A 24,679-nucleotide genomic window follows, 5' to 3' on the forward strand; every position below is an offset into this window, starting at 1 on the left:
AAAAAGTAAATTTGCACTGTAAAAATACGTTTATGAACTCTGTAAAATCTTTCCTTTATTTTATTGCAATTATCATACTTGTTGGCTGTGCTTCATACAAAGCAAACTATGTTGATAAAAACGCCCCTAAAACAATTACTGTTAACAAAGAATTAGCACATTCTTTTTATTTAATTGGAGATGCAGGAAATGCTGAAATGGGAAAAACCATACCTTCTTTAAAGTATTTTAAAGAAGATTTAGCTAAAGCTGATAAAAATGCAACAGCCGTTTTTTTAGGAGATAATATTTATCCTTACGGAATGCCTAAAAAAGAAAGTACAGAGCGTAAATTGGCAGAACATCGAATACAAACACAAATTGATGTTGTAAAAAATTTTAATGGAAGACCCATTTTTATTCCAGGAAATCACGATTGGTACAATGGTGTAAAAGGATTAAAGCGCCAAGAAAAAATGGTAGAAGAAGCCTTAGGCAAAGGTTCTTTTTTACCAGAAAATGGTTGCGGAATAAAAAAAGTAACCATAAACGACGATTTAACTTTAATTGTTATTGATAGTCGTTGGTTTATTTCAGACTGGGATCAACATCCTACCATTAACGAAAACTGCGATATTAAAACACGCGAACGTTTTATGGATGAAGTAATTAGCTTATTCAAAAAAAACAGGTATAAAAACGTAGTCGTAGCAATGCATCATCCGTTATACAGTAACGGGCCTCATGGCGGTAGTTTTTCTGCTAAAGATCATTTAAAACCAATTCCTGTTTTAGGAACTCTTAAAAATGTAATCAGGTCTCATGCTGGTATTCAGACTGATAATTTTAACGAATACTACAGTAAATTTATAACCGAAATACAAAAAGCATCAGCTGCTTTTAATAAAAATATTGTTTTTGTTTCTGGTCACGAACATAATTTACAATACATAGAAAAAGGCGGATTTAAACAAGTAATTAGTGGTTCTGGTTCTAAACAATCCGCAGCTTTAATTGGTCATGGAGCTCAGTTTACTTATGGTAATCACGGGTATTCGAAACTAAACTATTACACTGACGGATCGGCTGTAATTGAATTTTATTCGGCAAATACTACCGACGGAAACAACCTCTTGTTTAGTAAACAAATCATTCAACCTAAAAAGATTGAAACATTTAGTAATTTTTCTGAATATGATACCCATCAAAAATTTATAGAAACCTCTATTTACAATCCAAAAGATACCGAAGTAAGTGGTTTTCATAAATTTATTTGGGGAGATTTACATCGTGAAAAATATGGCACAAAAGTAAAAGTACCTGTATTAGAATTAGAAAACGTTTTTGGCGGATTAAAACCTGTTAGACGTGGTGGTGGGAATCAAACAAATTCATTGCGATTAGAAAATCCGGATGGAAAACAATATGCTTTGCGCTCAGTAATAAAAGACGGAAGTCGTATTATGGGCGGTGCCTTAAAGGGAACCATAGTTGTTGATGTTTTACATGATATTTTTACGATGTCGCATCCGTATGCAGCATTTGTAATTCCAGATATGGCAAGTGCAGTAAATATTTACCACACCAATCCTAAGCTGTATTACATGCCTAAACAACCCGCTTTAGGGCAACATAACGCGCATTTTGGAGGCGAGTTGTACTTGTTAGAAGAGCGTCCTTCTGGCGACAGAAGTGAGTTAGATAGTTTTGGAAACTCAACAAAAATCATCAGTACTTTTGATGTTTTAGAAAAAATTAGAAAAAACGGAAAACACAGTATAGATCAAGAATGGGCAATTCGTTCTCGTTTATTTGACATGGTAATTGGTGATTGGGACAGGCACGAAGATCAATGGCGTTGGGCAACATTTAAAACAGATGAAGGCAAAACATTTTATCGCCCAATTCCTAGAGATAGAGATCAACCTTTTTCTAAATTTGATGGAATAATGATTCCTTTATTTCAACAATTTGCACCTATAGTAAAAAACATGCAAACTTTTGAAAACGATATTAAAAACATGAAGTGGTATAATAATTATCCTCGTTTTTTTGATGCAGAATTTTTAAATGAATTAACACTAAATGACTGGTTGCAACAAGTAAATTATATTCAAAAACACTTAACCAACGAGGTTATTGAAAAAGCTATTAAACAATTACCAAAATCAATTTATGCTATTGATGGAGAAGAAACCATCTCTAAATTAAAAGCAAGAAGAGATAATTTAAAAAATATTGCAAAACGCTATTATAAAAATCAAGCAAAAATAGTGTACATTATAGGAAGCGATAAAGACGACAAGTTTATCATTAAACGTTTAAATGATAATGAAACCAATATTGCAGTTTACAGAAAAGAAGACGAAATTTATAATCGTACCATAAAAACAAATGAAACTGACGAAGTACAACTTTATGGTTTAAATGGAAATGATGAATTTTTAATTTCTGGAGATGTTGACGATAGCGTTTTATTACGAATTATTGGCGGACAAGATCATGATCTATATACTGATGAATCTAAGGTTAGCGGTTGGAGTAAAAAAACCAAAATTTACGATTATAAATCAAAAGAAAACACCATAAATAAAAGTGCTGAAACTGCTGATTTACGTTCTGACAATTACTGGAAAAACACTTACAACCATAGAGATATAAACAATAACACAACGGTTGTTTTACCTAACTTAGGTCTTAATCCTGATGACGGTTTCTTTTTCGGAGCTTCACTTACCTACACAAAACAAGGCTTTAAAAAACGTCCTTTTGGTAGTCAACACATCATTGCTGCCAACCACTACTCTGCTACCAGCGGTTACGACATAGAATATAATGGTGAATTTACAGATTTTATAAGTGATTGGAGTTTGCATTTATATGCCAAAGTAACAAGCGATAACTATTCTTTTAATTTCTTCGGATGGGGAAATGAATCGGTTTACGATCAATCTTTCAACTTAGATCATTACCGAGTAAAAAAAGAGGAGATTAGTTTTTCTCCATCTTTATTAAAAAGATTAAGAGGCGGAAGTAAATTTAGAATTACCGGTACTATTGAATCTATAGAAATAGAGAATACGCCTACAAGAAATATTAATAATTTTAACACACAACCAACCAATATTTTTGATACCAATTATTTTTGGGGAGGTGAATTTAATTTTAACCACAACAGAGTAGACAACCCTAGTTTTCCGAGCAAAGGAATGAATTTTGATATTACTTTAGGGGCAAAAGCTAATTTAGATGATTACAAAAGACGTTTTGGTTATTTTAAAACCTCGCTGGCTATTTACCAAAACTTAGTACAAAATCGTTCGTTAGTATTTGCTTCAGAAGTAGGTACACATGTAAATGTTGGTAATCGTTTTGAAATTTACCAAGCAGCAACTTTAGGTGGCGATCGTAATTTAAGAGGCTTTCATAGAGAGCGTTTTGCAGGTACCGAAAGTTTTTACCATTCTAACGATTTACGTTTGCGTTTCGGAAGCATTAAAAACAAAATTTTACCTTTAAAATTCGGTATTACTGGTGGATTTGATTACGGTAAAATTTGGTCTCCTCATTCACCAAACTCAAAAAAATGGCATACAAGTTATGGTGGTTCTCTTTGGTTAAGTGGTATTGATATGTTTACCGCCAACGTTTCTTATTTTAAAGGAGATACCAACGAAAATCGAATTGCTTTTAGCATTGGGTTTAATTTTTAACACAAACAATAATGACACAACAAGTTGTTTTAATTTCTGGTGCTCTATTTGGAGGGTTAGCCGTAATATTTGGTGCATTTGGCGCACATGCTTTAAAGAAAATTTTATCTGAAGACCAATTAAAATCTTTTGAAACTGGGGTAAAATATCAAATGTATCATGCCATAGTTTTATTATTTGTAGGAAGTTCATTTTCAAAACCAAATCAATTAATGAGTTTGGCTTTTATTTTAGGCATCATTCTATTTTCGTTTAGTATTTACGGTTTGATTTTATCGGCTGCGAAAGGCAAAAAAATGAAGTTTTTAGGACCTATAACTCCTTTAGGCGGATTGTTATTAGTTGCTGGATGGATAATGTTATTGCTTGAGTTTATTTAAGCTTTAATTCATATAACATACCTCGGTATATTTTTATAATAACTTAAAATTTATATTTTAATTCAAATAAAAACACACGAGGCAGTGTAAAAACTTGATTAGATATAAGTAAATTATTACTAAATGTATTTCTAATTATTACTCCGTTATTATAAATATTATTAAACTTTAACCCGTAAGAAAATTTACTATTAGGCTGATAATATCCTAACGATAAATTTTGCAGTACATAATTTTGAGTGTTATTACTAAAATCATTTACAAAATGCGTAGAAAAATTAGTTTTAAATATAAAATTCTTTAAAAATCTACTATCAAAATTTAAAGAGATTTTATTTTCTGTTGAACGAGAATCTTCATCAAAGCTTACTTTATATTCCGAATAATTGTATTTTAAACTCATTTGAGTTTTTTTATTTAGTTTAATTCCCCATTTACCACTTAAATTATATTCGTAAGAATTAATAATATTAATTTCATTATTAATAACTTGATTAGTTTTAAAAAAATCTAAGCTAAAACTTAAATCTAAGTTCGATTTATTAAATATAAGTCCAAATTCTGTATTAAAACCTAAACTTTCTTCTGGTAAATTAAGTATAACAGATGTATTTAATTGATTAATTCCAGTTTGAGTTATGCTATTATTTTTTACAGGATTATTAATACTATAATCTAATGATACATCTAAAGAATATGTATCAATATTTTTATAATTACTATAATAAACACCAAAGTTATGAAAACGTTCATCTAAAAGATTTGGGTTTCCTTGCACAATTGAGTTAAATCCTGTAATCCTTATATTTTCTAAATAATTAAAATCACTTAAATATTTATTACCGTAAGCATAATCAAAATCTAGCGTTACATCATCATCTATTTTATAATCTAATTTAAATTTCGGTTCAACAAATAGCTTTGTATCTTTAATTTGGGCTCTATTAAATTTATAATAGTGTGGTTTTGCCTCTAAAATAAGTTCTACATTTCCTAACTGAGATTTTATTCCTAAACCAAAATTTAAATCAGAAAGTGTTAAAGGATTATTATTATTTAATTGAGAAAATTCTACAACAGAGTCGTCTGGTAATATTTGACGAATATTACTTTTTATTCTTGATTTTTTATAATTAAATCCAATACTATAAAAAAGATGATAATATCTACTTGTTAACCAATAGTCTTTAATTAGTAAGTTTAAGTTTTGAGCATTTATCTTATTTTTTTGTTGTATGTGATAATGTGATGCTTGGGTTAATGGTAAAAAACTTTCTAAAAATGCATTATTACTAGACCAATTATTGGTAGAAGTTGAATTTGTAATATTTTGACGAAAAGCAACTCCTAAAGTGTGCTTATTGTTGAGTTTTAAATAACCTTCTAAATTATGTGTAAAACTATTATTATCTCCATTTGTATCACTAAAAAACTGATTTGTATTTTGTAAAGTTGATAATGACTCTTTATTAAACTTTGCATCATTAAGTAAATAATTAAAATTATATATCCACTTTTGAGAAGCATTAGGGTTATAATTTAATTTTAAATTAACAATTGCAGATTTATTATCTGTATTTCTAAAATTATTTCTAGTTTCTAATATGGTTTGGTCATCTGTATAATATTCTCTTTTAGATAAAGATTTGTTTACTATATCGTTATTTGAGTAAATAGCATAACCTGTTGCATTAAATTTATTATTAAACTCATGTTGAAAATTTAAAGCTGAAAAACGTGTAAGTGATTCAAATCTGTTTTTATTATTAGATGCTAAACTCAATAAATTACTAGATAAATTACTCTTACGAAATAGGTTACTTGAGCCACCAACTAATCGAGATAAATCGTTAAAGCTTATACTACTATTATTAAAATTATTAATATCTCCGATAAAACTCATATTAGATGTAGGATTATATTTAAATAAAGCGGTGTGAAAGCTGTAAAATTTATCAAGTCCAATACCAGTTTCTATATCTCCGAATCTAAATTTCTTTTTATCTTCTTTTAAAACTACATTTAACGCTAAATCTTCATTATCTGCTAAATTTCTTAGCAATTCAGACTCTTTATAATTAGATATAATTTCAATTTTATCCATTACACCAGCAGGAATATTTTCAATAGCTAACTTTGTGCTACCATCAAAAAAAGGTTTTCCTTCTACCAGCAATTTAGTTACTGTCTTACCTTGTACTTTAATTGTATTATCATCTGTTTTTATACCTGGTAATTTATTAAGCACATCTTTCATTTTAAACTCATTACCATTGGTAAATGAATTTAATTTATAAGTAATAGTATCTTTATTTTTTACAATGGGTTGATAATTATAATTAATAACAACCTCATCTAAATTTTCATTTTTTAGGCTCAGTTTTATATTATAATTCGATTTGCTTTCTAAAAAAGATACTTGTTCATTAATTGAGTTATATGCTAAATGCGAAATTTTAAGCGAATAATTAATTCCTTTTTGCAGCTCTAGTTTATAAAACCCTTTAGCATTTGATATGGCATATTTTACAGCTACTTTTTCTTTTACAGGTACAGCAATTAAAGTTACATTTGTTAATGGTTGTTGTAGGCTATCGGTTACAAAACCACTAATAGTTGTATTGTTTTTTTGTGAAAAAACAATACAACTTAACAATAAAAAAAAGCAATTTATTAAATTTTTTAAATTCATTTTTTATAAAGAAAAACAGTAATTATTTATTTCTATTTTTCCAACGTTTTTCATCTTCTGCTGCTAACTTCTCAAACTCTTCTTCAGTAATCATTCTTTTCTTTTTTAGCTTAGGCATTTGGTTTTTCTTATTATTTTCATTAAAAAATTCTATTTTTTTAATTCCATAAGTAATACCATCTCCTTGTAGTTCTACAATCAGCCCTGGTAAATTACCATAACCTGCTGGTCCAAACTTATAAGGTAACTGTGGCGTGTACCAAGCGGTAAAATTGCGCCTAAAAACTTTGCCTTTAGGTGTTGTAACCGTATAAAAAGTAGTTGCCTTAAAGCATACAAACTCTCCTATTTGTTTGGTTTCATCATGTAACTCCCATTTTTGGTAGGGACGTACTACTAGAAACTTACCAAAATCTTCTTGTAAATTTTCTGTTATATAATTATTGGGCAGTTGTTTAATTCTACCAAAATAACCTGAAAATATTATTGCTAAATTAGCAGAACGATTATCAGAAAATAATTTTTTTTCTAAATAAAACATAGAGATAGAGTCATTAAACACTAAAGAAAAATCAAATTCTGATGCTGCTGTTTCAATTTTTAAACCTGATCTAGGAAACGAACTCAATAATGATTTATGCTTTGCTAAGTTTTTGTCTATAGTTATTTTTAAACTGTAACTAACTTTAATTTTAGCATATTGTTTTTTACTTTGAGATAAAACTGAAAGACTTAACAATAAGGAAAATAGTATAATGTATCGTTTTTTCATCATTATAAATAATAAAAAAAGAGTTGCTTGAAAATCAAACAACCTCTTTTTAGTTAAAATATTTTTTTTTAAAGCCCTTCTGTGCCCCAAATCCATACACCGACATCTAACCATGCCAATGCACCGCCTCTACATCCTCTAACCCAATCTCTTCTCAATGATCTTGCTTCTCTATGTGTAAAACCAGCTTCTCTCCACTTATCATACTCTAAATTAGCTCTTTCCCCACAACCCTGAACAACATACACTTCATTATTAGACGATTGATTGTTCTCTAACAAGTTTTTTTCGACCTGCAATTCAGTAGTATTTTTTACTTCTACTTCTTTTTTACTTTCCGTGGCATTTACCACCATTGCAATACTAAATAAAGCAATACATAATAACTTTTTCATAATTTGTAAATATTTAATTGATTAATACTTACGCAATAAATAAATAAATAAATAAATAAATAAGCAAGAGAATTATACTTTTTATTCAAATTTAAACTCATACAACATACCTCCTACCGATTTCGATTTTTCATCTGTAATGTAAAGTGCATGGTTATTTTTAAAGGTGATGCTTTCTTTTTGAGAAGAATGCCCTAAAAAGTGTTTTTTAACATCGCCTGAAAAAAAGTTATCTCCATCAAAATTTGAAAAAACAAAAACAGATTGATGGTTTAGCAAAACCATTTTTTTACCATTTGGCGATAATGCTGCACTTGTTATTTTACATGTTTGATGTGAGCATGTTTCAAAAAAAGAGAGTTGTTTTGCAATATAATTTCCTTTAATAGCAGGAATTTTATACAAAGTAGTTTTACCGAAACTATTTTTAACAGCACTTTTGGTAAAAATGTATAAAAATCCGTTTTTATACAGTAAGCTTTCTGCATCAAAAAAACGATTTTCCTTTTTTGGAGGAAACTTTGTTTGTGTTGGATATGAGAATTTAATTTTAGTTACAGTAACCTCATCTTTTTCTAATAAATCTTGATGCTGAATTTTTAAAATCCTTAAATTCTTTCGTTTGTTATTGTTATTCCCAAAATCAGCGATATATAAATTTCCTTCTTCGTCTGATGTTAAATCTTCCCAATCATTATTTTTAGCCTTTACAACAACTTCTCTAATAATTTTACCGTTAATATCAACGCCATAAATTATTGGTTTGTTTCCTGCGTCGTTTAACATCCACAATAAATTAGAACCTTTTATTTTTTCAATTCCAGAAACTTCATTTAAAGAATATGGCAAGCTTGCAAGTACCTTTAGTTCTCCAAAATTTTGACAACTAACCATCAATAAAAAAGAAACTATTGCAATACTTTTTTGTATCATACAAAATTAATTTACCAACTACCGCCAGCACCACCACCGCTAAATCCGCCGCCGCCAAAACCTCCTCCGAAGCCGCCGCCACCAAATCCACCAGAAGAACCACCAAAACCGCCGCCGCCAAATCCACCACCACGACCAGCACTACTTAAAATAATAGTTTCTAAGATATCTCTTGATGTTGAACGCCTGTAATTTCGTTTTCCACCACCTCTATTACCTTTATTTCCTTTAGAAATTACGATAAAAAAGATAATAACTATAATAAAAAAGATGATAAAACTCGGATCAAAACCTTTCGTTTTCTGCTTACGTTCGCCTTTGTATTCGCCATTTAAAACTTTAAAAATAGCTGTAGATCCTGCGTTTAATCCTGCGTAAAAATCACCTTGTTTAAACTGCGGAATAATATAATTTCGTGTAATTTCTCCAACAATTCCTGCTGTTAGTTTATGCTCTACTCCATAACCAGGAGAAATCCATATTTTTCGATCATTTTTAGCTAGTAAAATAAAAACACCGTTATCTTCTTTTGCTTGACCAATACCCCACTCATGTGCCCATCTGGGAGTTAAAATTCCGATACTTTCTCCGTTTGTCGAGTCGATAATCGCTACTACAATTTGGGTAGAAGTTGTATCAGAATATTTAATTAATTTATTTTCTAATGTTACTTTTTGCCCACTAGATAATAAACCTATATAATCGTAAACACTTGTTTGTTCTTTCGGTTTTTCAGGAACTTTATATCCTTGAGAAAATGTTGTTTGAACAACTAAAAGTCCGATAACAAAAAATAAAATATGTGCTGCTTTTTTCAAGATTTTTTTACCCTTTAGATATTTCGTTAGACAATTCATCTACATCATCTGTTTGCCAAGGAAAATGTGTTTTTAATTCCTCTCCTGCTTTTAAAACACCTTCAACAATTCCTTTTTTAAAAGCGCCTTTTTTAAAATGAGCTTGCATAATATTTTTGGTTATTGCCCAAAAATTAGCTGGCACTACTTTATTAATACCTTCATCACCATAAATTACAAATTTATGATCTTTTACAGCTACATAAATTAACACGGAATTTTGCTGCTTGGTTTCATACATTTTTAACGATTGAAACACATTTAATGCACGTTTAAAAGCATCTTCTGTATTAGAAGATGCTTCTATATGAACTCTTATCTCGCCAGAAGTATTTAGCTCTGCTTTTTTAATAGCTGCTACAATTTCTTGTTCTTCTTCTTTAGAAAGAAAGTCTTCTACTTGTGACATTATTGTTTTTTATTACCAAAATCGAAATTAACATCTGGTGCTTTTTCTGCACCTGCCTCAGCTTCAAAATAAGGTTTTCCTTCAAACCCAAACCATCCTGCAAGAATTGAATTAGGAAACACTTTTACATGATTATTATACGGCTTAATTGCTTCGTTAAAACGAGTTCTAACCGTAAGAATTTGATTTTCGGTACTTGCTAATTCATCTTGTAATTTTAAGAAATTCTGATTTGTTTTTAAATCAGGATAACGCTCTACCGTTACCAATAAACTTTTTAAAGCTCCACTTAAACCTCCTTGCACCTTATTAAATTCTGCTAATTGTTGTGGAGTTATTTTCGATGGATCAATATTCATTGAAGTTGCCTTTGCTCTTGCATTTACCACTTCTGTAAGTGTTGACTTTTCAAAATCGGCAGCTCCCTGAACTGTTTTTACTAAATTACCTATTAAATCACTTCTTCTTTGATATGCTGTTTCTACATTACCCCAAGCTTCAGCTATATTTTCGTTTAATCTTACTGCGGTATTATTAAATCCTACAACCCATTTAAAGATTGCAAATACTACTACTGCTACAATAATTAAAGGTACTAACCATTTTTTCATAATTGACTGACTTTTTTTTTATAATTGATTTTTGATTTTTTGTAATGCTGCTTTTACCCTTTCTAATCTACTTATAATTTCGTGATTATTTACAACATCTTCAGGGTTTCTTTTTAATTTTTGTTTGGCACCTTCTAAAGTAAATCCTCTTTCTTTTACTAAATTAAATATGAGTTTAAAATTTTCGATATCTTCTTTGGTAAATAACCGATTTCCTTTTGCATTTTTTTTAGGTTTAATTACCTCAAACTCTTGTTCCCAAAAACGAATTAACGAAACATTTACATTAAAGGCTTTTGATACTTCACCTATTTTATAATATCTTTTTTCAGGTAAATCTACATACATTTTCTTAGTAATTTCTAATTAATCGTACGATTGTCCTTTTTGTTGCGATGCCTTTTGCATGGCTATAAACTCTTCAGGAGTTAAATCTCCGTAATAATAATAAATCGGGTTTACAGGTCTACCATTTTTATGTACCTCATAATGTAAATGTGGAGCTGCAGATCGTCCTGTATTACCAACATAACCAATTATATCTCCACGCTTAACTTTTTGTCCTTTTCTTGCAACCATTTTACTCATGTGTGCATAAATTGTTTCATAACCATAACCATGATCTATGTATACAACTTTACCAAAAGTGGCACTACGGTATGCTTTTTTAACTCTTCCGTTACCAGAAGCAAAAATAGGCGTACCTCTTGGCGAAGTAAAATCCATTCCGTTATGCATTCTCCATGATTTTAAAATAGGATGTAAACGCATGCCATACCCCGAAGCCATTCTTTTTAAATCTTCATTTTTTACTGGCTGAACCGCAGGAATAGATGCCAACATCTTTTCTTTTTCTTTAGCCAAGCCAACAATTTCATCTAACGATTTTGATTGTACCACCATTTGTTTAGATAAAATTTCTATTTCTTTAGTTACGTTGGTAATCATCGCACTATTTTTAAAACCTTCTAAATGCTTATATCTATTTACACCACCAAAACCAGCTTTACGCTGCTCATCTGGTATCGGGCTAGCTTCAAAATAACTTCTATAAATATTATTATCACGTTCTTGTAATTCTGATAATCTTTCAGAAAGCACCGTTAATTCTTTAGACATTAACTCGGTATGCAACTTAAAATTTTCTAACTCTCTTTTTTGTGCTCTTTCATTAGGAGACATTAAAAACTGACTAAAACCTATAAAACCAAAAAAAGCAATTAATAAAACACCAATACCTCCTAAAAACGATTTCTTATATTTTTCGCTTTTTTTCGACTCTATTTTTCGGTAAGATAACGTCTCGGGGTCGTAATAATATTTTACTTTTGCCATAATACTAAATATACTATTTTTGTGCTCGTTAAACAAGCAACTTCTTTTAAGGGGTACAGTTTGAAAACACACAAATTTACAAAATGTTTTAAAACTACTTTTCAATAGTTGTTTTTTAATGATTATTTAACAAAATTTCGAGCTCAAATCGTATGAAATCTCAAGAAATAAGATCAAAATTTTTAGAATTCTATAAATCTAAAAACCATAATATTGTTCCGTCTGCACCAATGGTATTAAAAAACGACCCTACCTTAATGTTTGTAAACGCTGGTATGGTACCTTTTAAAGAATATTTTTTAGGAAATGCAGTGCCGAAAAACAATAGAATTTCTGACTCACAAAAATGTTTGCGTGTTTCTGGTAAACATAACGATTTAGATGAAGTTGGTTACGACACTTACCACCATACTATGTTTGAAATGTTAGGTAACTGGAGTTTTGGAGATTATTTTAAAAAAGAGGCAATTGCTTGGGCATGGGAATTACTTACTGAAGTATATAAAATAGATAAAGACATTTTATATGTTACTATTTTTGAAGGTGATGAAAAAGACGGCACAAAATTAGACCAAGAAGCTTATGATATTTGGAAACAATACATTGCTGAAGACCGTATTTTATTAGGAAATAAAAAAGATAATTTTTGGGAAATGGGTGCGCAAGGACCTTGCGGACCATGTTCAGAAATTCATGTAGATATTCGTTCTGCCGAAGAAAAAGCAAAAGTAGATGGTAAATCGTTAGTAAACGAAGATCATCCGCAGGTAGTAGAAATATGGAACCTGGTTTTTATGCAATACAACCGTAAAGCAAACGGATCGTTAGAGGAATTACCAAACAAACATATTGATACCGGTATGGGATTTGAACGTTTATGTATGGTATTACAAAACGTACAATCTAATTACGATACCGATGTTTTTACCCCGCTAATTAGGGAGGTAGAAACAATTGCAAATACTACTTACGGAAAAGACGAAAAAACAGATATTGCAATTCGCGTAATTATAGATCACGTTCGCGCAGTTGCTTTTTCAATTGCCGATGGACAATTACCAAGTAACACCGGAGCTGGCTATGTTATTAGACGAATTTTACGTAGAGCAGTTCGTTACGGATTTACTTTTTTAGATAAAAAAGATCCATTTATTTATAGATTAGTAGATATTCTTTCTAAAAAAATGGGAAAAGCTTTCCCTGAAATCAAATTACAAAAGCAATTAATTGAAAATGTAATTAAAGAAGAAGAAGCTTCTTTTTTAAGAACTTTAGATCAAGGGTTAATTTTATTAGATCGTATTATAGAAACATCGAATACCGAAATTATTTCTGGTAAAAAAGCATTCGAATTATACGATACTTATGGTTTTCCTATCGATTTAACTTCTTTAATTCTTAGAGAAAAAGGATTGCGCTTAGATGAAGAAGACTTTCATAAAGAAATGAAAAAACAAAAAGATCGTTCGCGTGCTGCAAGCGAATCATCAACTGATGATTGGACGGTTTTAATTAAAGATGAAGTTGAAGAGTTTGTAGGTTACGACACACTTACTGTTGATGTAAAATTAACTCGTTACCGAAAAGTTACGTCAAAAAAAGATGGCGAACAATATCAATTAGTTTTTAACATGACGCCTTTTTATCCAGAAGGTGGTGGTCAGGTTGGAGATAAAGGATATTTAGAAAGTGCTTCTGGAGATGTTATTTATATTGTTGATACCAAAAAAGAAAACAATGTAATTATTCATTTTACACAAAACCTTCCAAAAAATTTACACGAATCGTTTACTGCTGTTGTAGATAAAAAACAACGCGAAAGAACTGCTGCTAATCATACCGCAACCCATCTTTTACACCAAGCTTTAAGAGAAGTATTAGGTACACATGTAGAGCAAAAAGGAAGTGCTGTACACTCTAAACATTTACGTTTTGATTTTTCTCATTTCTCTAAATTAACAATAGAGCAATTACGCGATATAGAAAACTTTGTAAATGCCCGAATTGAAGGTAAACTACCTTTAGAAGAAAAAAGAAACACACCAAAAGAACAAGCTATTGCTGACGGAGCAATGAGTTTATTTGGCGAAAAATACGGAGATACTGTACGTTCTATTCGTTTTGGCAACTCTATTGAGTTATGTGGTGGTACACATGTACAAAACACTGGCGATATTTGGCATTTTAAAATTAAATCTGAAGGAGCTGTTGCATCTGGAGTAAGAAGAATTGAAGCGATTACTGCTGATGCTGTTAAGGACTATTATTTTGATAATAATCGTACTTTTTATGAAATGAAAGATTTATTAAATAATGCTAAAGAACCAGTAAAAGCACTACAATCTTTACAGGATGAAAACACTGTTTTAAAGAAACAAATAGAACAATTATTAAAAGACAAAGCAAGTAATTTATCTGGCGAATTAAAAAACCAATTACAAGAAATAAATGGCGTTCAGTTTTTAGCAACTAAGGTAGATTTAGATGCTAACAGCATAAAAAACATCGCTTTTGCTTTAGGAAAAGAGTTTCAGAATTTATTTTTATTCTTTGCCTCATCAGAAAAAGCAGACAAAGCTATGTTAACTTGTTATATATCTAAAGAGTTAGCAGCAGAGCGTGGTTATGATGCTGGTAAAGTGGTTAGAGAGTTAGGTAAACTAATCCACGGTGGTGGTGGTGGACAAAATTTCTTTGCTACTGCTGGTGGAAAAAACCCTGGCGGAATACCAAAAGCGTTAGATAAAGCAAAAGAATATTTAGTTTAAAACATGCACAAACAATACTTTTTTTAGCTAAAACTTTATAAATAAGTTTAGCCCCGATTGCAGCATTTGTTTGAGCTCTTTTTTGATTTTTCTTCAAAAAAAGCGAGTGCGAAAAGCGGGAAATAGCTTCAAATAATTATAAAAAAGGTTCAAAGAATATATTCTTTGAACCTTTTACTTTTTTTCATTTAACAACGTTTTATATCTAAAAATCGAATCTGTAATTATTATCTTTATGCGATGCTGAACTAAATTCAGCATGACGAAAATCTAGTCTTAGTTTAATGCTTTTTTATAGGTTGCAATGGCTCTTTCTCTTGCAAACTTATGCTCTACTATTGGTTTTGGATATGTTAATTCATCAAAATTTTCTATCCATTTTCTAATATATTGCAAGTCTTTATCAAACTTTTTTAACTGTGCTTCTGGATTAAAAACTCGAAAATACGGAGCCGCATCGCAACCTGTACCTGCTGCCCATTGCCAATTTCCGTTATTTGCAGATAGTTCATAATCTAATAATTTCTCTGCAAAATATGCTTCTCCCCAGCGCCAATCAATTAACAAATGTTTACATAAAAAACCTGCCGTAATCATTCGTACACGATTGTGCATATAACCCGTTTTATTTAGTTGTCGCATACCAGCATCAACCATCGGATATCCCGTTTCGCCCACACACCATTTTTTAAATTCTTCTTGCTTATTTCGCCAAGGAACAGCATCGTATTTTTGACGAAAATTAGTCGTTACTACTTTCGGAAAATGAAATAGTATTTGCATAAAGAATTCGCGCCAAATAAGTTCGCTTAAAAAAGTTGTATTTGTTTGCAAAGCAAAACGTACGATTTTACGGACACTTACCAACCCGAAGCGTAAATAAGGCGATAAATAGGATGTTTTATCTTGGTACGGAAAGTCTCTTACAGCATCGTAATTATTAATATTTTCTAAATTATATGGTTTTACTTTAATACTGCTTTCTTGAAATCCGATTGATTTTAATGTTGGAAATTCTGAAACAAACTCATAAAAATTATCAAACCTAATTTTAAATTCTTGAGTATCTTTTTCTTCAGAAAAATGCTGTAACCATTTGTTTTTATATGGTGTAAAAACCGTGTATGGCAAACCATCTTTCTTTACAATTTCTGACTTTTCGAAAATTACTTGATCTTTAAACCTTTTAAATTGAATATTTTTAGACATTAAAAATTCTTCAACCTGTTGATCTCTTTTAATTGCGTAAGGTTCGTAATCTTTATTTGTGTAAACTGTTTCAATATCAAATTCTGATGTGAGTTTTTGCCAAACATCCATCGGGTTCCCGACTTTTACTAACAACGATGCTTTGTTAAGTTTTAGTTGGTCATCAATCTTAGCTAAAGTTTGATAAATAAAAGAAATGCGAGCATCATCTTTTGGTAAACTTTCTAAAATCTCATTATCAAAAATAAAAACAGGAACTACTTTTTGTCTAGAATTTAAAGCTTCAAACAATCCTTTATTATCAAACAAACGCAAATCTCTTCGGAACCAAAAAATTGAAATTTTATTCATCTACTTTTTTTGCTTAAAAATACACACTTATAATATTTATTCTATTTTTGAAAAGATATTTTTATTTTAATCTTATGATTTTTCAAACTCAAGTTCCGTTAAAAAAACAGTCTTTAAATCAAATTAACTACAATGCAAAATTAATGTTATTGGGTTCTTGTTTTTCAGAAAACATAGGTAATAAACTGGCGTATTATAAGTTCGAAGCAACTGTAAATCCATTCGGAATTTTATTTCATCCGAAGGCTATCGAAAGTTTTATTACCAATGTTATTAATCAGAAAGAATATTCCGAAAATGATATCTTTTACCATAACGAACGTTGGCATTGTTTTGAGGCACATTCTTGCTTAAGTTCTTCGGATAAAAAAGAGTTGTTATACAATTTAAACCAAGCAAATAAAACCACATTTAACGAGTTACAAAACGCATCGCATTTAATAATTACTTTAGGAACTTCTTGGGTTTACAGAGAAATTAGCACAGATAACATTGTTGCCAATTGTCATAAAATACCACAGAAACAGTTTTTAAAAGAAATTTTATCCGTCGAAGAAATTATAGAAAGCTTAGAAGCGATTATCTCCTTACTTAAAACAATAAACAACAAGATATCTATCATTTTTACCGTTTCGCCTGTTCGTCATTTAAAAGATGGTTTTTTAGAAAATCAACGTAGTAAAGCGCATTTACTTTCGGCGATTCATCAAATTATTGAACCTAGAAACAACACGCATTATTTTCCTTCATATGAAATTATGATGGATGAATTACGAGATTATCGTTTCTATGCAGAAGACATGATTCATCCTAACAAAACAGCGATTACATATATTTGGGAACGTTTTTCTGAAGTTTGGCTTTCTGAAGAAGCTGAACAAACCATGAAAGAAGTAGCAACTATACAAAAAGGATTAACGCATCGTTCTTTTAATCCAACTTCTGAGGCACATTTAAAATTCTTAAAAAACCTTGAACAAAAAAAGGAAACACTTTTAAAAGCGTTTCCTTTTATGAAATTTTTATGATTATCCGTACTAAAATGCAATCATCAACTTAAGCTCATCTCAGCCTCTCATCAAAAACCACTATGCATTACAATGAGATTCCGAAATAAATTCGGAATGACGTTGAAATTATATTTTTTAGTTATTTAACTAAATACTGATCTACGTTTTGCCAAGGACCACCGTTAATTACATCAATTCCATGCCCCTGTAAAAACTGCATTGCTTGTCCGCTTCTACCACCGCTTCTACAAACAGCAATCACTGGTTTATTCCACGATTTAATTTCTTCTACATTTAAAGGCACTACTGTTAAAACGATATGTTTTGCTCCTTCACTATGTCCTTCATTCCATTCTTCTAAAGTACGTACATCTAACACTACTGCATCTTTAGCTAAATATTCTTGTATTTCGTTTGTCATTTTTTTTTTCTAAATAAATTAAATAATCCCATTTGTTTTATGCTTATTAAGACAACAAATGTAATCCGTTTTCAATTAAATTTTTGTAACTCTTGTTACTCTTTAAGTTTTCTAAATGTTCTTTAAGTACTGTTTGTATTGTAAAATTATTTTTTAAAGCTAATTCATACAATTCTAAAGACAACAACCAATCTTCATTAAAATTATTCTTTAATTTTTTAAAAATATCATCAAGTTTATTTTCAGAAACCTCATCAATATCTCTCATCTTTCTAACCTCTTCATATAAACTATAAAGTTCTTTTTGCGAAGGAGTATATTCGATTTTATGTGTTTTTGTTTCAGATACTTTTCCTAAATCTTGAAAAGACTCAACATCTGCTGGCCCAGAGTAAGCCGATACTAATTCTTTCCCTATTGCCATATCATAAATTCCCCATTCAGGCTGAAACAATACTTGCTCTTTATAAGTCACGGTACAGTTTTTAAAGGAAATAATTAAAATTTTACCTCTTAAATCACGAGTTCCAGTTATCACCTTTCCGTTAATCTTAACACCGCTTTCAAACTCTAAATTTAGCTCCTCGCCTTCGTAAATTCCGTACGCTTTTAAATCGCGCGGACTCATATCTTCAATATGTAAATTAATCCCTTTTAATTTCCCTACAGGGCTTCCAAAACCTTCTGCATGGTATCTAATTCCATGCCCTATTAACTCTTTGTCTCTATTTGCTAAAGCTGTTGGCCCTGTAGTTTGTATGTATGCTACTTTTCCTTTAGTATCTTCAATTACGTTTGTAAATATTCCTGAAACTTGAACTCCGGTACTTAATTCGACAGTTCCTAAATTTTTAGAATCGATTAATTTTTCAACACCTTTTAAGCCTCCTGTTCTAAGCGCCATGGTGTTTGCAAACTCATTTAACACCAGGCTTAAATAGGCAAAATCTGGCGTTACAAACAACTGTGGCTGTGGCTTAGTAATATCAAAACTTACATTTGCAGCTTCAATAGAATATGGCACTTTTTTAACTTCATTTTGCATACACCATTTACTTTCACCAATAGATGACAATAAACCAGCGCCGTATATTTTAGGATCATCAAGTGTTCCTATTAATCCATATTCAACCGTCCACCAATGTAAATTTCTTATTTGCGCCATTTCAGATAATTCACCCATATTATCTTGCAACCATTCAACTTTTTCTTGCGCTTCGTCAATTTCTTTTTTTGTTGAATTCGGATTTTCTTTTAAGATAGATAATAAGCGAATTGCCTCGTACATTTCATAATCTTTTGATGATGAAATTGCTTTTGATCCTATTTCTCCAAAACGACGTAAATATTCAGAATATTCAGGATTAGCAATAATTGGTGCATGTCCTGCTGCCTCATGAATAATGTCGGGTGCAGGTGTATATTCGATATGATTTATGGTTCGCATATCAGAAGCAATTACCAATACATTATAGGCTTGAAATTCCATAAATGCATTTGGCGGAATAAATCCATCAACAGAAACTGCTGCCCAGCCTATTTCTTTTAAAATACGATTCATCCCTTCCATATAAGGAATGTTCTCAACAGAAACTCCTGTTTTTTCTAATCCGTTTAAATAAGAAGCATGCGCTACTTTACTTAAATAATCAATATTCATACGCATTACATAACGCCAAACCGCTTGATTTTGCGCTGTATATTCGTGGTACGGCTGTTTAACTATAAATTTATGTAAATGTTGTGGTAACTTTTTAGTTATTTCATTTAGTTCAAAATGAGATTCCATATTGTTGTTTATTTTGCTTGGTAAATTTAAGTTTTTTATAGTTCACAAAAAATCGATATTCGTTAAATTATATATTTTGTACATTTACTTTATCGTCAAAATTAAAAACTATGAGAAATCGCGGAAATTTAAAAGTTAGACTTTTAATTGGTGCTGCCATTGCACTGTTTGCTTTATTTAAATACTGTGCTAGTTCTGAAACGAATCCGTATACTGGTAAAACACAACATATTTCTATATCGCCAAAGCAAGAAGTTGCGATTGGTTTAAGTAGTGCGCCGCAAATGGCACAACAACATGGTGGCTTATATCCGAGTCAAAAATATCAAGACTTGGTAGATCGAGTTGGCGAAAAATTACTTAGAAACAGCATTGCCAAAAACTCTGGATATCCTTTTGACTTTCATTTATTAAAAGATGAACGAACTATTAATGCTTTTGCCCTACCTGGCGGACAAGTATTTATCACCTTTGCATTGTTTTCTAAATTAAAAAACGAAGATCAATTGGCTGGTGTTTTAGGGCATGAAATTGGACATGTTATTGGTAGACATTCGGCTGCTCGTATGGCTAAGCAAGATTTAACACAAGGCATACTCTCAGGCGCTGCTGTTGGTTTTGACCCCAACACAGCACAAGGAATGGCATCTATCGCCAATGTAATTAACATGAAGTATGGTAGAAGTGACGAACTAGAAAGCGATGATTTAGGCGTAAAATTAATGATAGATGCTGGCTACAATCCTGAAAGCTTAATTGGTGTAATGGAAATTTTAAAACAAGCCGCTGGGCCTAATAGAACTCCTGAATTTCAAAGCACACACCCCGATCCTGAAAATAGGATCGAAAAAATTAACGAAGCTATTCGTAAATACAGAAAATAATTGCGATAATACTACATAATAAAATTAGACCTCACAGGTTTTAAAAACCTGTGAGGTCTTTTTGATAAATTAAAAAAACACAAACTGCTTTAGATTAAAACGAATAAATAACAAGCAAACTTAGCCCTGATTGAAGCATTTGTTTGAGCTCTTTTTTATTTTTCTTAAAAAAAGCGAGTGCAGAAAGCAGGAAACAGCTTCGCCTTATATATAGGAAACAATCGATTTCGTTATTTTTTAAAAAAGAGGCAAAAATCTTTCTTACTTTTGTTTTTTAAGACACAACAAAATGAACAAAAAAGTAATTTTAATGATTCTTGATGGTTGGGGAATCACCCAAGACCCGAAAGTATCTGCCATATACAACGCCAAAACACCTTTTATAAACTCGCTATACGATAAATTTCCACACGCACAATTACGCACCGATGGCGAACATGTGGGTTTACCAGAAGGACAAATGGGAAACTCGGAAGTTGGACACATGAATTTAGGTGCTGGTAGAATTGTATATCAAAACCTTGCTAAAATTAACAAAGCAATTGATGAAGGTACTTTAGCTCAAGAAACGGAATTACTAAATGCTTTTGAATATGCTAAAAAGAACAATAAAAACGTTCATTTCTTAGGATTGGTTTCTAATGGCGGAATTCATTCTCACATCAATCATTTAAAAGGATTACTTAGTGCTGCTGACAATTATGATTTAAAAAATGTGTTTCTTCATGCTTTTACTGACGGACGAGATTGCGATCCAAAATCAGGAAAGTTTTTTATCAATGACATTGAAGAACACATGCAAAAAACCACCGGAGAATTGGCTTCTATAACGGGTCGTTATTATGCGATGGATCGTGATAATCGCTGGAAAAGAGTACAGTTAGCTTATGATGCTTTAATTAATGGTAAAGGTGCTTTTTCTTCGGATGCTTCTCAAAGTATTCAAAACAACTATAATGAATCGGTTACTGATGAATTTATCAAACCAATTATTATGGTTGATGAAAACAACCAACCTAAAGCAACCATTAAAGAAGATGATGTGGTTATCTTTTTTAACTTTAGAACCGACAGAGGTCGTGAACTAACCGAAGCTTTAAATCAAAAAGATTTCCCTGAACTTAACATGAAAAAAATACCATTATATTTTGTTACCATGACAAATTATGATGAAACTTTTAAAAATATTAAAGTTATTTACAATAGTAATAATATTGAAAATACCTTAGGAGAAGTTTTAGAAACGGCAGGAAAAACTCAAATTAGAATTGCCGAAACTGAAAAATATCCACATGTAACATTTTTCTTTTCTGGCGGAAGAGAACAAGAATTTAATGGTGAAAAAAGATTACTTTGTCCATCTCCAAAAGTTGCTACTTACGATTTAAAACCCGAAATGAGCGCTTATGAAATTCGCGATGCCATAGTTCCTGAATTAAAAGAAAAAGCGGTAGATTTTGTTTGCTTAAACTTTGCTAATGGTGATATGGTTGGTCATACTGGTGTTTTTGAAGCTGCCGTTAAAGCATGTGAAACTGTTGATAATTGTGTTAAAGATGTTGTAACAATCGCTTTAGAAAATGATTATACAACTATATTAATTGCCGATCATGGTAATTGTGAAACAATGATGAATCCTGACGGAACACCACATACCGCGCATACTACAAATCCGGTTCCTATGATTTTAATTGACAAAGAATTAAAATCGATAAAAAATGGTGTTTTAGGTGATATTGCTCCAACTATTTTACGACTAATGAATGTAGCGCAACCTAAAGAAATGACTCAAAACTCACTTATTTAAAAACAAATGATGAAAAAAATCACTTATATTTTAATTGCCATATTGATTACTTCTTGTGCAAAAATCCAACAAAAAAAGCCAGCAGTAAAAGACAAAGACGGTAATTTAGTTGGTATTGCTACAAAAAAAGATTTTCAGCAAGAACCTTATGCTTCTGAATGGTTTAATGATTTTTACAGCTATTATGAAACAGATAAAAATACCATTACTCAATTAAAATCATATTTAAAAGAGGTAACTATTAAAGGTTTTATGGGAACTTGGTGTGGCGATAGCCAAAGAGAAATTCCTAATTTTTATAAATTATTAGATCAATCAAATTTTAATTACCGAAACCTTGAGTTGGTAACAGTTAATCGTAAAAAAAAGGCTAACGGGTTAGAAAAAGGATTTAATGTAGTTAGAGTTCCAACTTTTATCTTTTATAAAGACGGAAAAGAAATTGGTCGTTTTGTAGAACACCCTGTTGATGGAAGCTCAATTGAAGAAGATATTTTAAAAATAGTTTCTGGTAAACCATATACACATCCGTATCAAAAATAACCGTAAATTTGCGCCTCAATATTTTTAAGATGATCAAAGCAAAAACTAGAGAAGAAATAGAAATCATGCGCGAAAGTGCCTTAGTAGTATCAAAAACCTTAGGAATGCTTGCTAAAGAGGTAAAACCTGGAGTTACTACTTTACAACTTGACAAGTTAGCTGAAGATTTTATTCGTGAACAAGGAGCTATTCCTGGTTTTTTAGGATTGTATGATTTTCCGAACACACTTTGTATGAGTCCGAACTCACAAGTGGTTCATGGAATCCCTAACAATACTCCTTTACAAGAAGGCGATATTATTTCTATTGATTGTGGTGCTATTAAAAATGATTTTTATGGCGATCATGCATATACTTTTGCTGTAGGTGAAATTGCTGCTGAAACCAAAAAACTATTAGACGTTACAAGAGAGAGTTTATACGTTGGTATTCGTGAACTAAAAGTTGGTAATCGCGTTGGTGATGTTGGTTTTGCTATTCAAAATTTCACCGAAAAACATGGTTACGGAGTTGTTCGTGAATTGGTTGGTCATGGTTTAGGACGCGTAATGCACGAAGATCCTGAAATGCCAAATTATGGACGTAGAGGTCGTGGTAAAAAGTTTATTGAAGGGATGGTTGTTGCCATTGAACCTATGACAAACCTAGGAACTCACAAAATATTACAACATAATGATGGTTGGACAATTACTACTTTAGACGGTAAACCTTCTGCTCATTTTGAGCACGATGTTGCTATTGTTAACGGTAAACCTGAATTATTATCTACCTTTAAATATATTTATGATGCTTTAGGTATTGAAAGCAATGAAGAGGATGAGTTTAGAGCTTAAATTCATCAGATGAAATTAAAATATATCATTTCTATATTTGTTTTAGGCATTATCTTCATAACGCTAGGTGCTTTATTTAAAGTATTACATTTAATGCTCGCTGTTGAATTACTTACCTTTGGTACAATTTTACAAATAATTGCATTTATTTTATTTATCATCAAGTTATTTACTAACAAAAAATTTAAAGACACTTTAAATCAATAATTGAAAGTTTTTAAATCCATATTAAATACCATTCCAAGACCTTTATTAATTAAAGCAAGCTATTGGGTTCGTCCTGTAATTGCTTGGTGGTTAAAAGGTGATAATTTTACCGATCCTATTGATGGTAAATCATTTCGTAAATTTTTACCTTATGGTTATGGTATACAACGAAAAAATGCACTTTCTCCTTCTACACTATCATTAGAAAGACATCGTTTATTATGGCTTTATTTACAGAATGAAACCGTTTTTTTTTCTTCGAATAAAAAATTAAAAGTATTACATATTGCACCTGAACAATGTTTTTTAGACATTTTTAGAAAACAAAAAAACCTAGATTATATTACTTCTGATCTAGAATCGCCAATTGCTGATGTAAAAGCAGATATTTGCGATTTACCTTTTAAAGACAATGAATTTGATGTGGTGTTTTGCAATCATGTTTTAGAGCATATTCCTAATGACACCAAAGCAATGCAAGAATTATATCGCGTATTAAAACCTGGTGGATTTGGTATTTTTCAAATTCCGCAAGATTTATCAAGGGAAACTACTTTCGAAGACGATTCTATTACCGATCGTAAAGAACGTGCCGAAATATTTGGCCAGTACGATCATGTTCGCGTATACGGACGTGATTATTTTAACAAACTTCGCTCTATTGGCTTTAAAGTTGATGAAGTAGACTTCACAAAAAAAATCGTCCTAGAAAAACTAGAACGATTTGCTTTAATGAAAGGCGAAATTTTGCCTGTATGTTTTAAGAGTTAATTCTTAAACT

22 protein-coding genes are annotated in these 24,679 nt (G+C 31.0%); 10 read left to right on the forward strand and 12 right to left on the reverse strand.

The genetic code is table 11. From position 1 onward, the window contains the following. Window positions 1-32 precede the first annotated feature (32 nt). Together ACN5J5_RS03625 and ACN5J5_RS03630 are read left to right on the forward strand one after the other, a co-directional pair. Window positions 33-3,692: a metallophosphoesterase gene (locus ACN5J5_RS03625; RefSeq protein ID WP_418645948.1), complete on the forward strand. Its 3,660-nt coding sequence runs from the start codon at window positions 33-35 to the stop codon at window positions 3,690-3,692. 11 nt (window positions 3,693-3,703) lie between these two features. Further along, window positions 3,704-4,072, forward strand: a complete 369-nt coding sequence (locus ACN5J5_RS03630; protein ID WP_418645949.1) for a DUF423 domain-containing protein — start codon at window positions 3,704-3,706, stop codon at window positions 4,070-4,072. A gap of 43 nt (window positions 4,073-4,115) precedes the next feature. On the opposite strand, the gene ACN5J5_RS03635 is transcribed toward ACN5J5_RS03630, so the two are convergent. The 9 genes from ACN5J5_RS03635 to ACN5J5_RS03675 all read right to left on the reverse strand — a co-directional run bounded on the left by ACN5J5_RS03635 (window position 4,116) and on the right by ACN5J5_RS03675 (window position 12,076). Further along, complete coding sequence (locus ACN5J5_RS03635) at window positions 4,116-6,764, reverse strand: carboxypeptidase-like regulatory domain-containing protein (protein WP_418645950.1); 2,649 nt, start codon at window positions 6,762-6,764, stop codon at window positions 4,116-4,118. 22 nt (window positions 6,765-6,786) lie between these two features. Then, complete coding sequence (locus ACN5J5_RS03640; RefSeq protein ID WP_418645951.1) at window positions 6,787-7,539, reverse strand: GLPGLI family protein; 753 nt, start codon at window positions 7,537-7,539, stop codon at window positions 6,787-6,789. A 65-nt stretch (window positions 7,540-7,604) separates the two neighbouring features. After that, on the reverse strand, window positions 7,605-7,931 hold the full coding sequence (locus tag ACN5J5_RS03645) for a hypothetical protein (RefSeq protein WP_418645952.1): 327 nt from the start codon (window positions 7,929-7,931) through the stop codon (window positions 7,605-7,607). Window positions 7,932-8,012: 81 nt separating this feature from the next. Beyond that, window positions 8,013-8,864 carry a hypothetical protein gene (locus tag ACN5J5_RS03650; protein WP_418645953.1) on the reverse strand — a complete coding sequence of 284 codons (852 nt, stop codon included), beginning with the start codon at window positions 8,862-8,864 and terminating at the stop codon, window positions 8,013-8,015. Between the two features lie 11 nt (window positions 8,865-8,875). Then, entirely contained in the window at window positions 8,876-9,682 is an 807-nt protein-coding gene (locus ACN5J5_RS03655; RefSeq protein ID WP_418645954.1) for a TPM domain-containing protein, read from the reverse strand. Between the two features lie 7 nt (window positions 9,683-9,689). Further along, window positions 9,690-10,130: a TPM domain-containing protein gene (locus ACN5J5_RS03660; RefSeq protein WP_418645955.1), complete on the reverse strand. Its 441-nt coding sequence runs from the start codon at window positions 10,128-10,130 to the stop codon at window positions 9,690-9,692. Next, window positions 10,130-10,741 (reverse strand): LemA family protein, encoded by a 612-nt coding sequence (locus tag ACN5J5_RS03665; protein WP_418645956.1) that lies wholly within the window; start codon window positions 10,739-10,741, stop codon window positions 10,130-10,132. The genes ACN5J5_RS03660 and ACN5J5_RS03665 overlap by 1 nt, the downstream gene beginning before the upstream one ends. A gap of 18 nt (window positions 10,742-10,759) precedes the next feature. Next, on the reverse strand, window positions 10,760-11,089 hold the full coding sequence (locus ACN5J5_RS03670; RefSeq protein ID WP_418645957.1) for a MerR family transcriptional regulator: 330 nt from the start codon (window positions 11,087-11,089) through the stop codon (window positions 10,760-10,762). A gap of 18 nt (window positions 11,090-11,107) precedes the next feature. Beyond that, window positions 11,108-12,076, reverse strand: coding sequence for a M23 family metallopeptidase (locus ACN5J5_RS03675; RefSeq protein WP_418645958.1), 969 nt, complete (start codon window positions 12,074-12,076; stop codon window positions 11,108-11,110). A 152-nt stretch (window positions 12,077-12,228) separates the two neighbouring features. On the opposite strand from ACN5J5_RS03675, the gene alaS reads away from it, so the two are divergent. Next, the gene (gene alaS / locus ACN5J5_RS03680) at window positions 12,229-14,844 is read left to right on the forward strand and encodes an alanine--tRNA ligase (protein WP_418645959.1); all 2,616 of its coding nucleotides are present in this window, start codon (window positions 12,229-12,231) and stop codon (window positions 14,842-14,844) included. 276 nt (window positions 14,845-15,120) lie between these two features. Here the strand turns inward: alaS and ACN5J5_RS03685 are convergent, their stop codons facing one another. Further along, window positions 15,121-16,404, reverse strand: a complete 1,284-nt coding sequence (locus ACN5J5_RS03685) for a cryptochrome/photolyase family protein (protein WP_418645960.1) — start codon at window positions 16,402-16,404, stop codon at window positions 15,121-15,123. A gap of 74 nt (window positions 16,405-16,478) precedes the next feature. Between ACN5J5_RS03685 and ACN5J5_RS03690 the strand changes: the two genes are divergently transcribed. Beyond that, window positions 16,479-17,432: a GSCFA domain-containing protein gene (locus tag ACN5J5_RS03690; protein WP_418645961.1), complete on the forward strand. Its 954-nt coding sequence runs from the start codon at window positions 16,479-16,481 to the stop codon at window positions 17,430-17,432. Window positions 17,433-17,553: 121 nt separating this feature from the next. On the opposite strand, the gene ACN5J5_RS03695 is transcribed toward ACN5J5_RS03690, so the two are convergent. Further along, window positions 17,554-17,835 (reverse strand): rhodanese-like domain-containing protein, encoded by a 282-nt coding sequence (locus ACN5J5_RS03695; RefSeq protein ID WP_418645962.1) that lies wholly within the window; start codon window positions 17,833-17,835, stop codon window positions 17,554-17,556. Between the two features lie 46 nt (window positions 17,836-17,881). After that, on the reverse strand, window positions 17,882-19,624 hold the full coding sequence (locus ACN5J5_RS03700) for an aromatic amino acid hydroxylase (RefSeq protein WP_418645963.1): 1,743 nt from the start codon (window positions 19,622-19,624) through the stop codon (window positions 17,882-17,884). Between the two features lie 110 nt (window positions 19,625-19,734). Here ACN5J5_RS03700 and ACN5J5_RS03705 point away from each other — a divergent pair, with 110 nt between their 5' ends. The 6 genes from ACN5J5_RS03705 to ACN5J5_RS03730 all read left to right on the forward strand — a co-directional run bounded on the left by ACN5J5_RS03705 (window position 19,735) and on the right by ACN5J5_RS03730 (window position 24,669). Beyond that, on the forward strand, window positions 19,735-20,508 hold the full coding sequence (locus ACN5J5_RS03705; protein ID WP_418645964.1) for a M48 family metalloprotease: 774 nt from the start codon (window positions 19,735-19,737) through the stop codon (window positions 20,506-20,508). Window positions 20,509-20,797: 289 nt separating this feature from the next. Then, window positions 20,798-22,315: a 2,3-bisphosphoglycerate-independent phosphoglycerate mutase gene (gpmI, locus tag ACN5J5_RS03710; RefSeq protein WP_418645965.1), complete on the forward strand. Its 1,518-nt coding sequence runs from the start codon at window positions 20,798-20,800 to the stop codon at window positions 22,313-22,315. A 6-nt stretch (window positions 22,316-22,321) separates the two neighbouring features. After that, window positions 22,322-22,858, forward strand: coding sequence for a TlpA family protein disulfide reductase (locus ACN5J5_RS03715; RefSeq protein ID WP_245662314.1), 537 nt, complete (start codon window positions 22,322-22,324; stop codon window positions 22,856-22,858). Between the two features lie 29 nt (window positions 22,859-22,887). Beyond that, window positions 22,888-23,691: a type I methionyl aminopeptidase gene (map, locus tag ACN5J5_RS03720; protein WP_418645966.1), complete on the forward strand. Its 804-nt coding sequence runs from the start codon at window positions 22,888-22,890 to the stop codon at window positions 23,689-23,691. A 9-nt stretch (window positions 23,692-23,700) separates the two neighbouring features. Continuing rightward, window positions 23,701-23,898, forward strand: coding sequence for a gliding motility protein GldL (locus ACN5J5_RS03725; protein ID WP_418645967.1), 198 nt, complete (start codon window positions 23,701-23,703; stop codon window positions 23,896-23,898). Next, window positions 23,899-24,669, forward strand: coding sequence for a class I SAM-dependent methyltransferase (locus ACN5J5_RS03730; RefSeq protein ID WP_418645968.1), 771 nt, complete (start codon window positions 23,899-23,901; stop codon window positions 24,667-24,669). The last annotated feature ends 10 nt before the right edge of the window (window positions 24,670-24,679 follow it).

This window comes from Tenacibaculum insulae, from assembly GCF_964512435.1.
Lineage (GTDB): Bacteria > Bacteroidota > Bacteroidia > Flavobacteriales > Flavobacteriaceae > Polaribacter > Polaribacter insulae_A.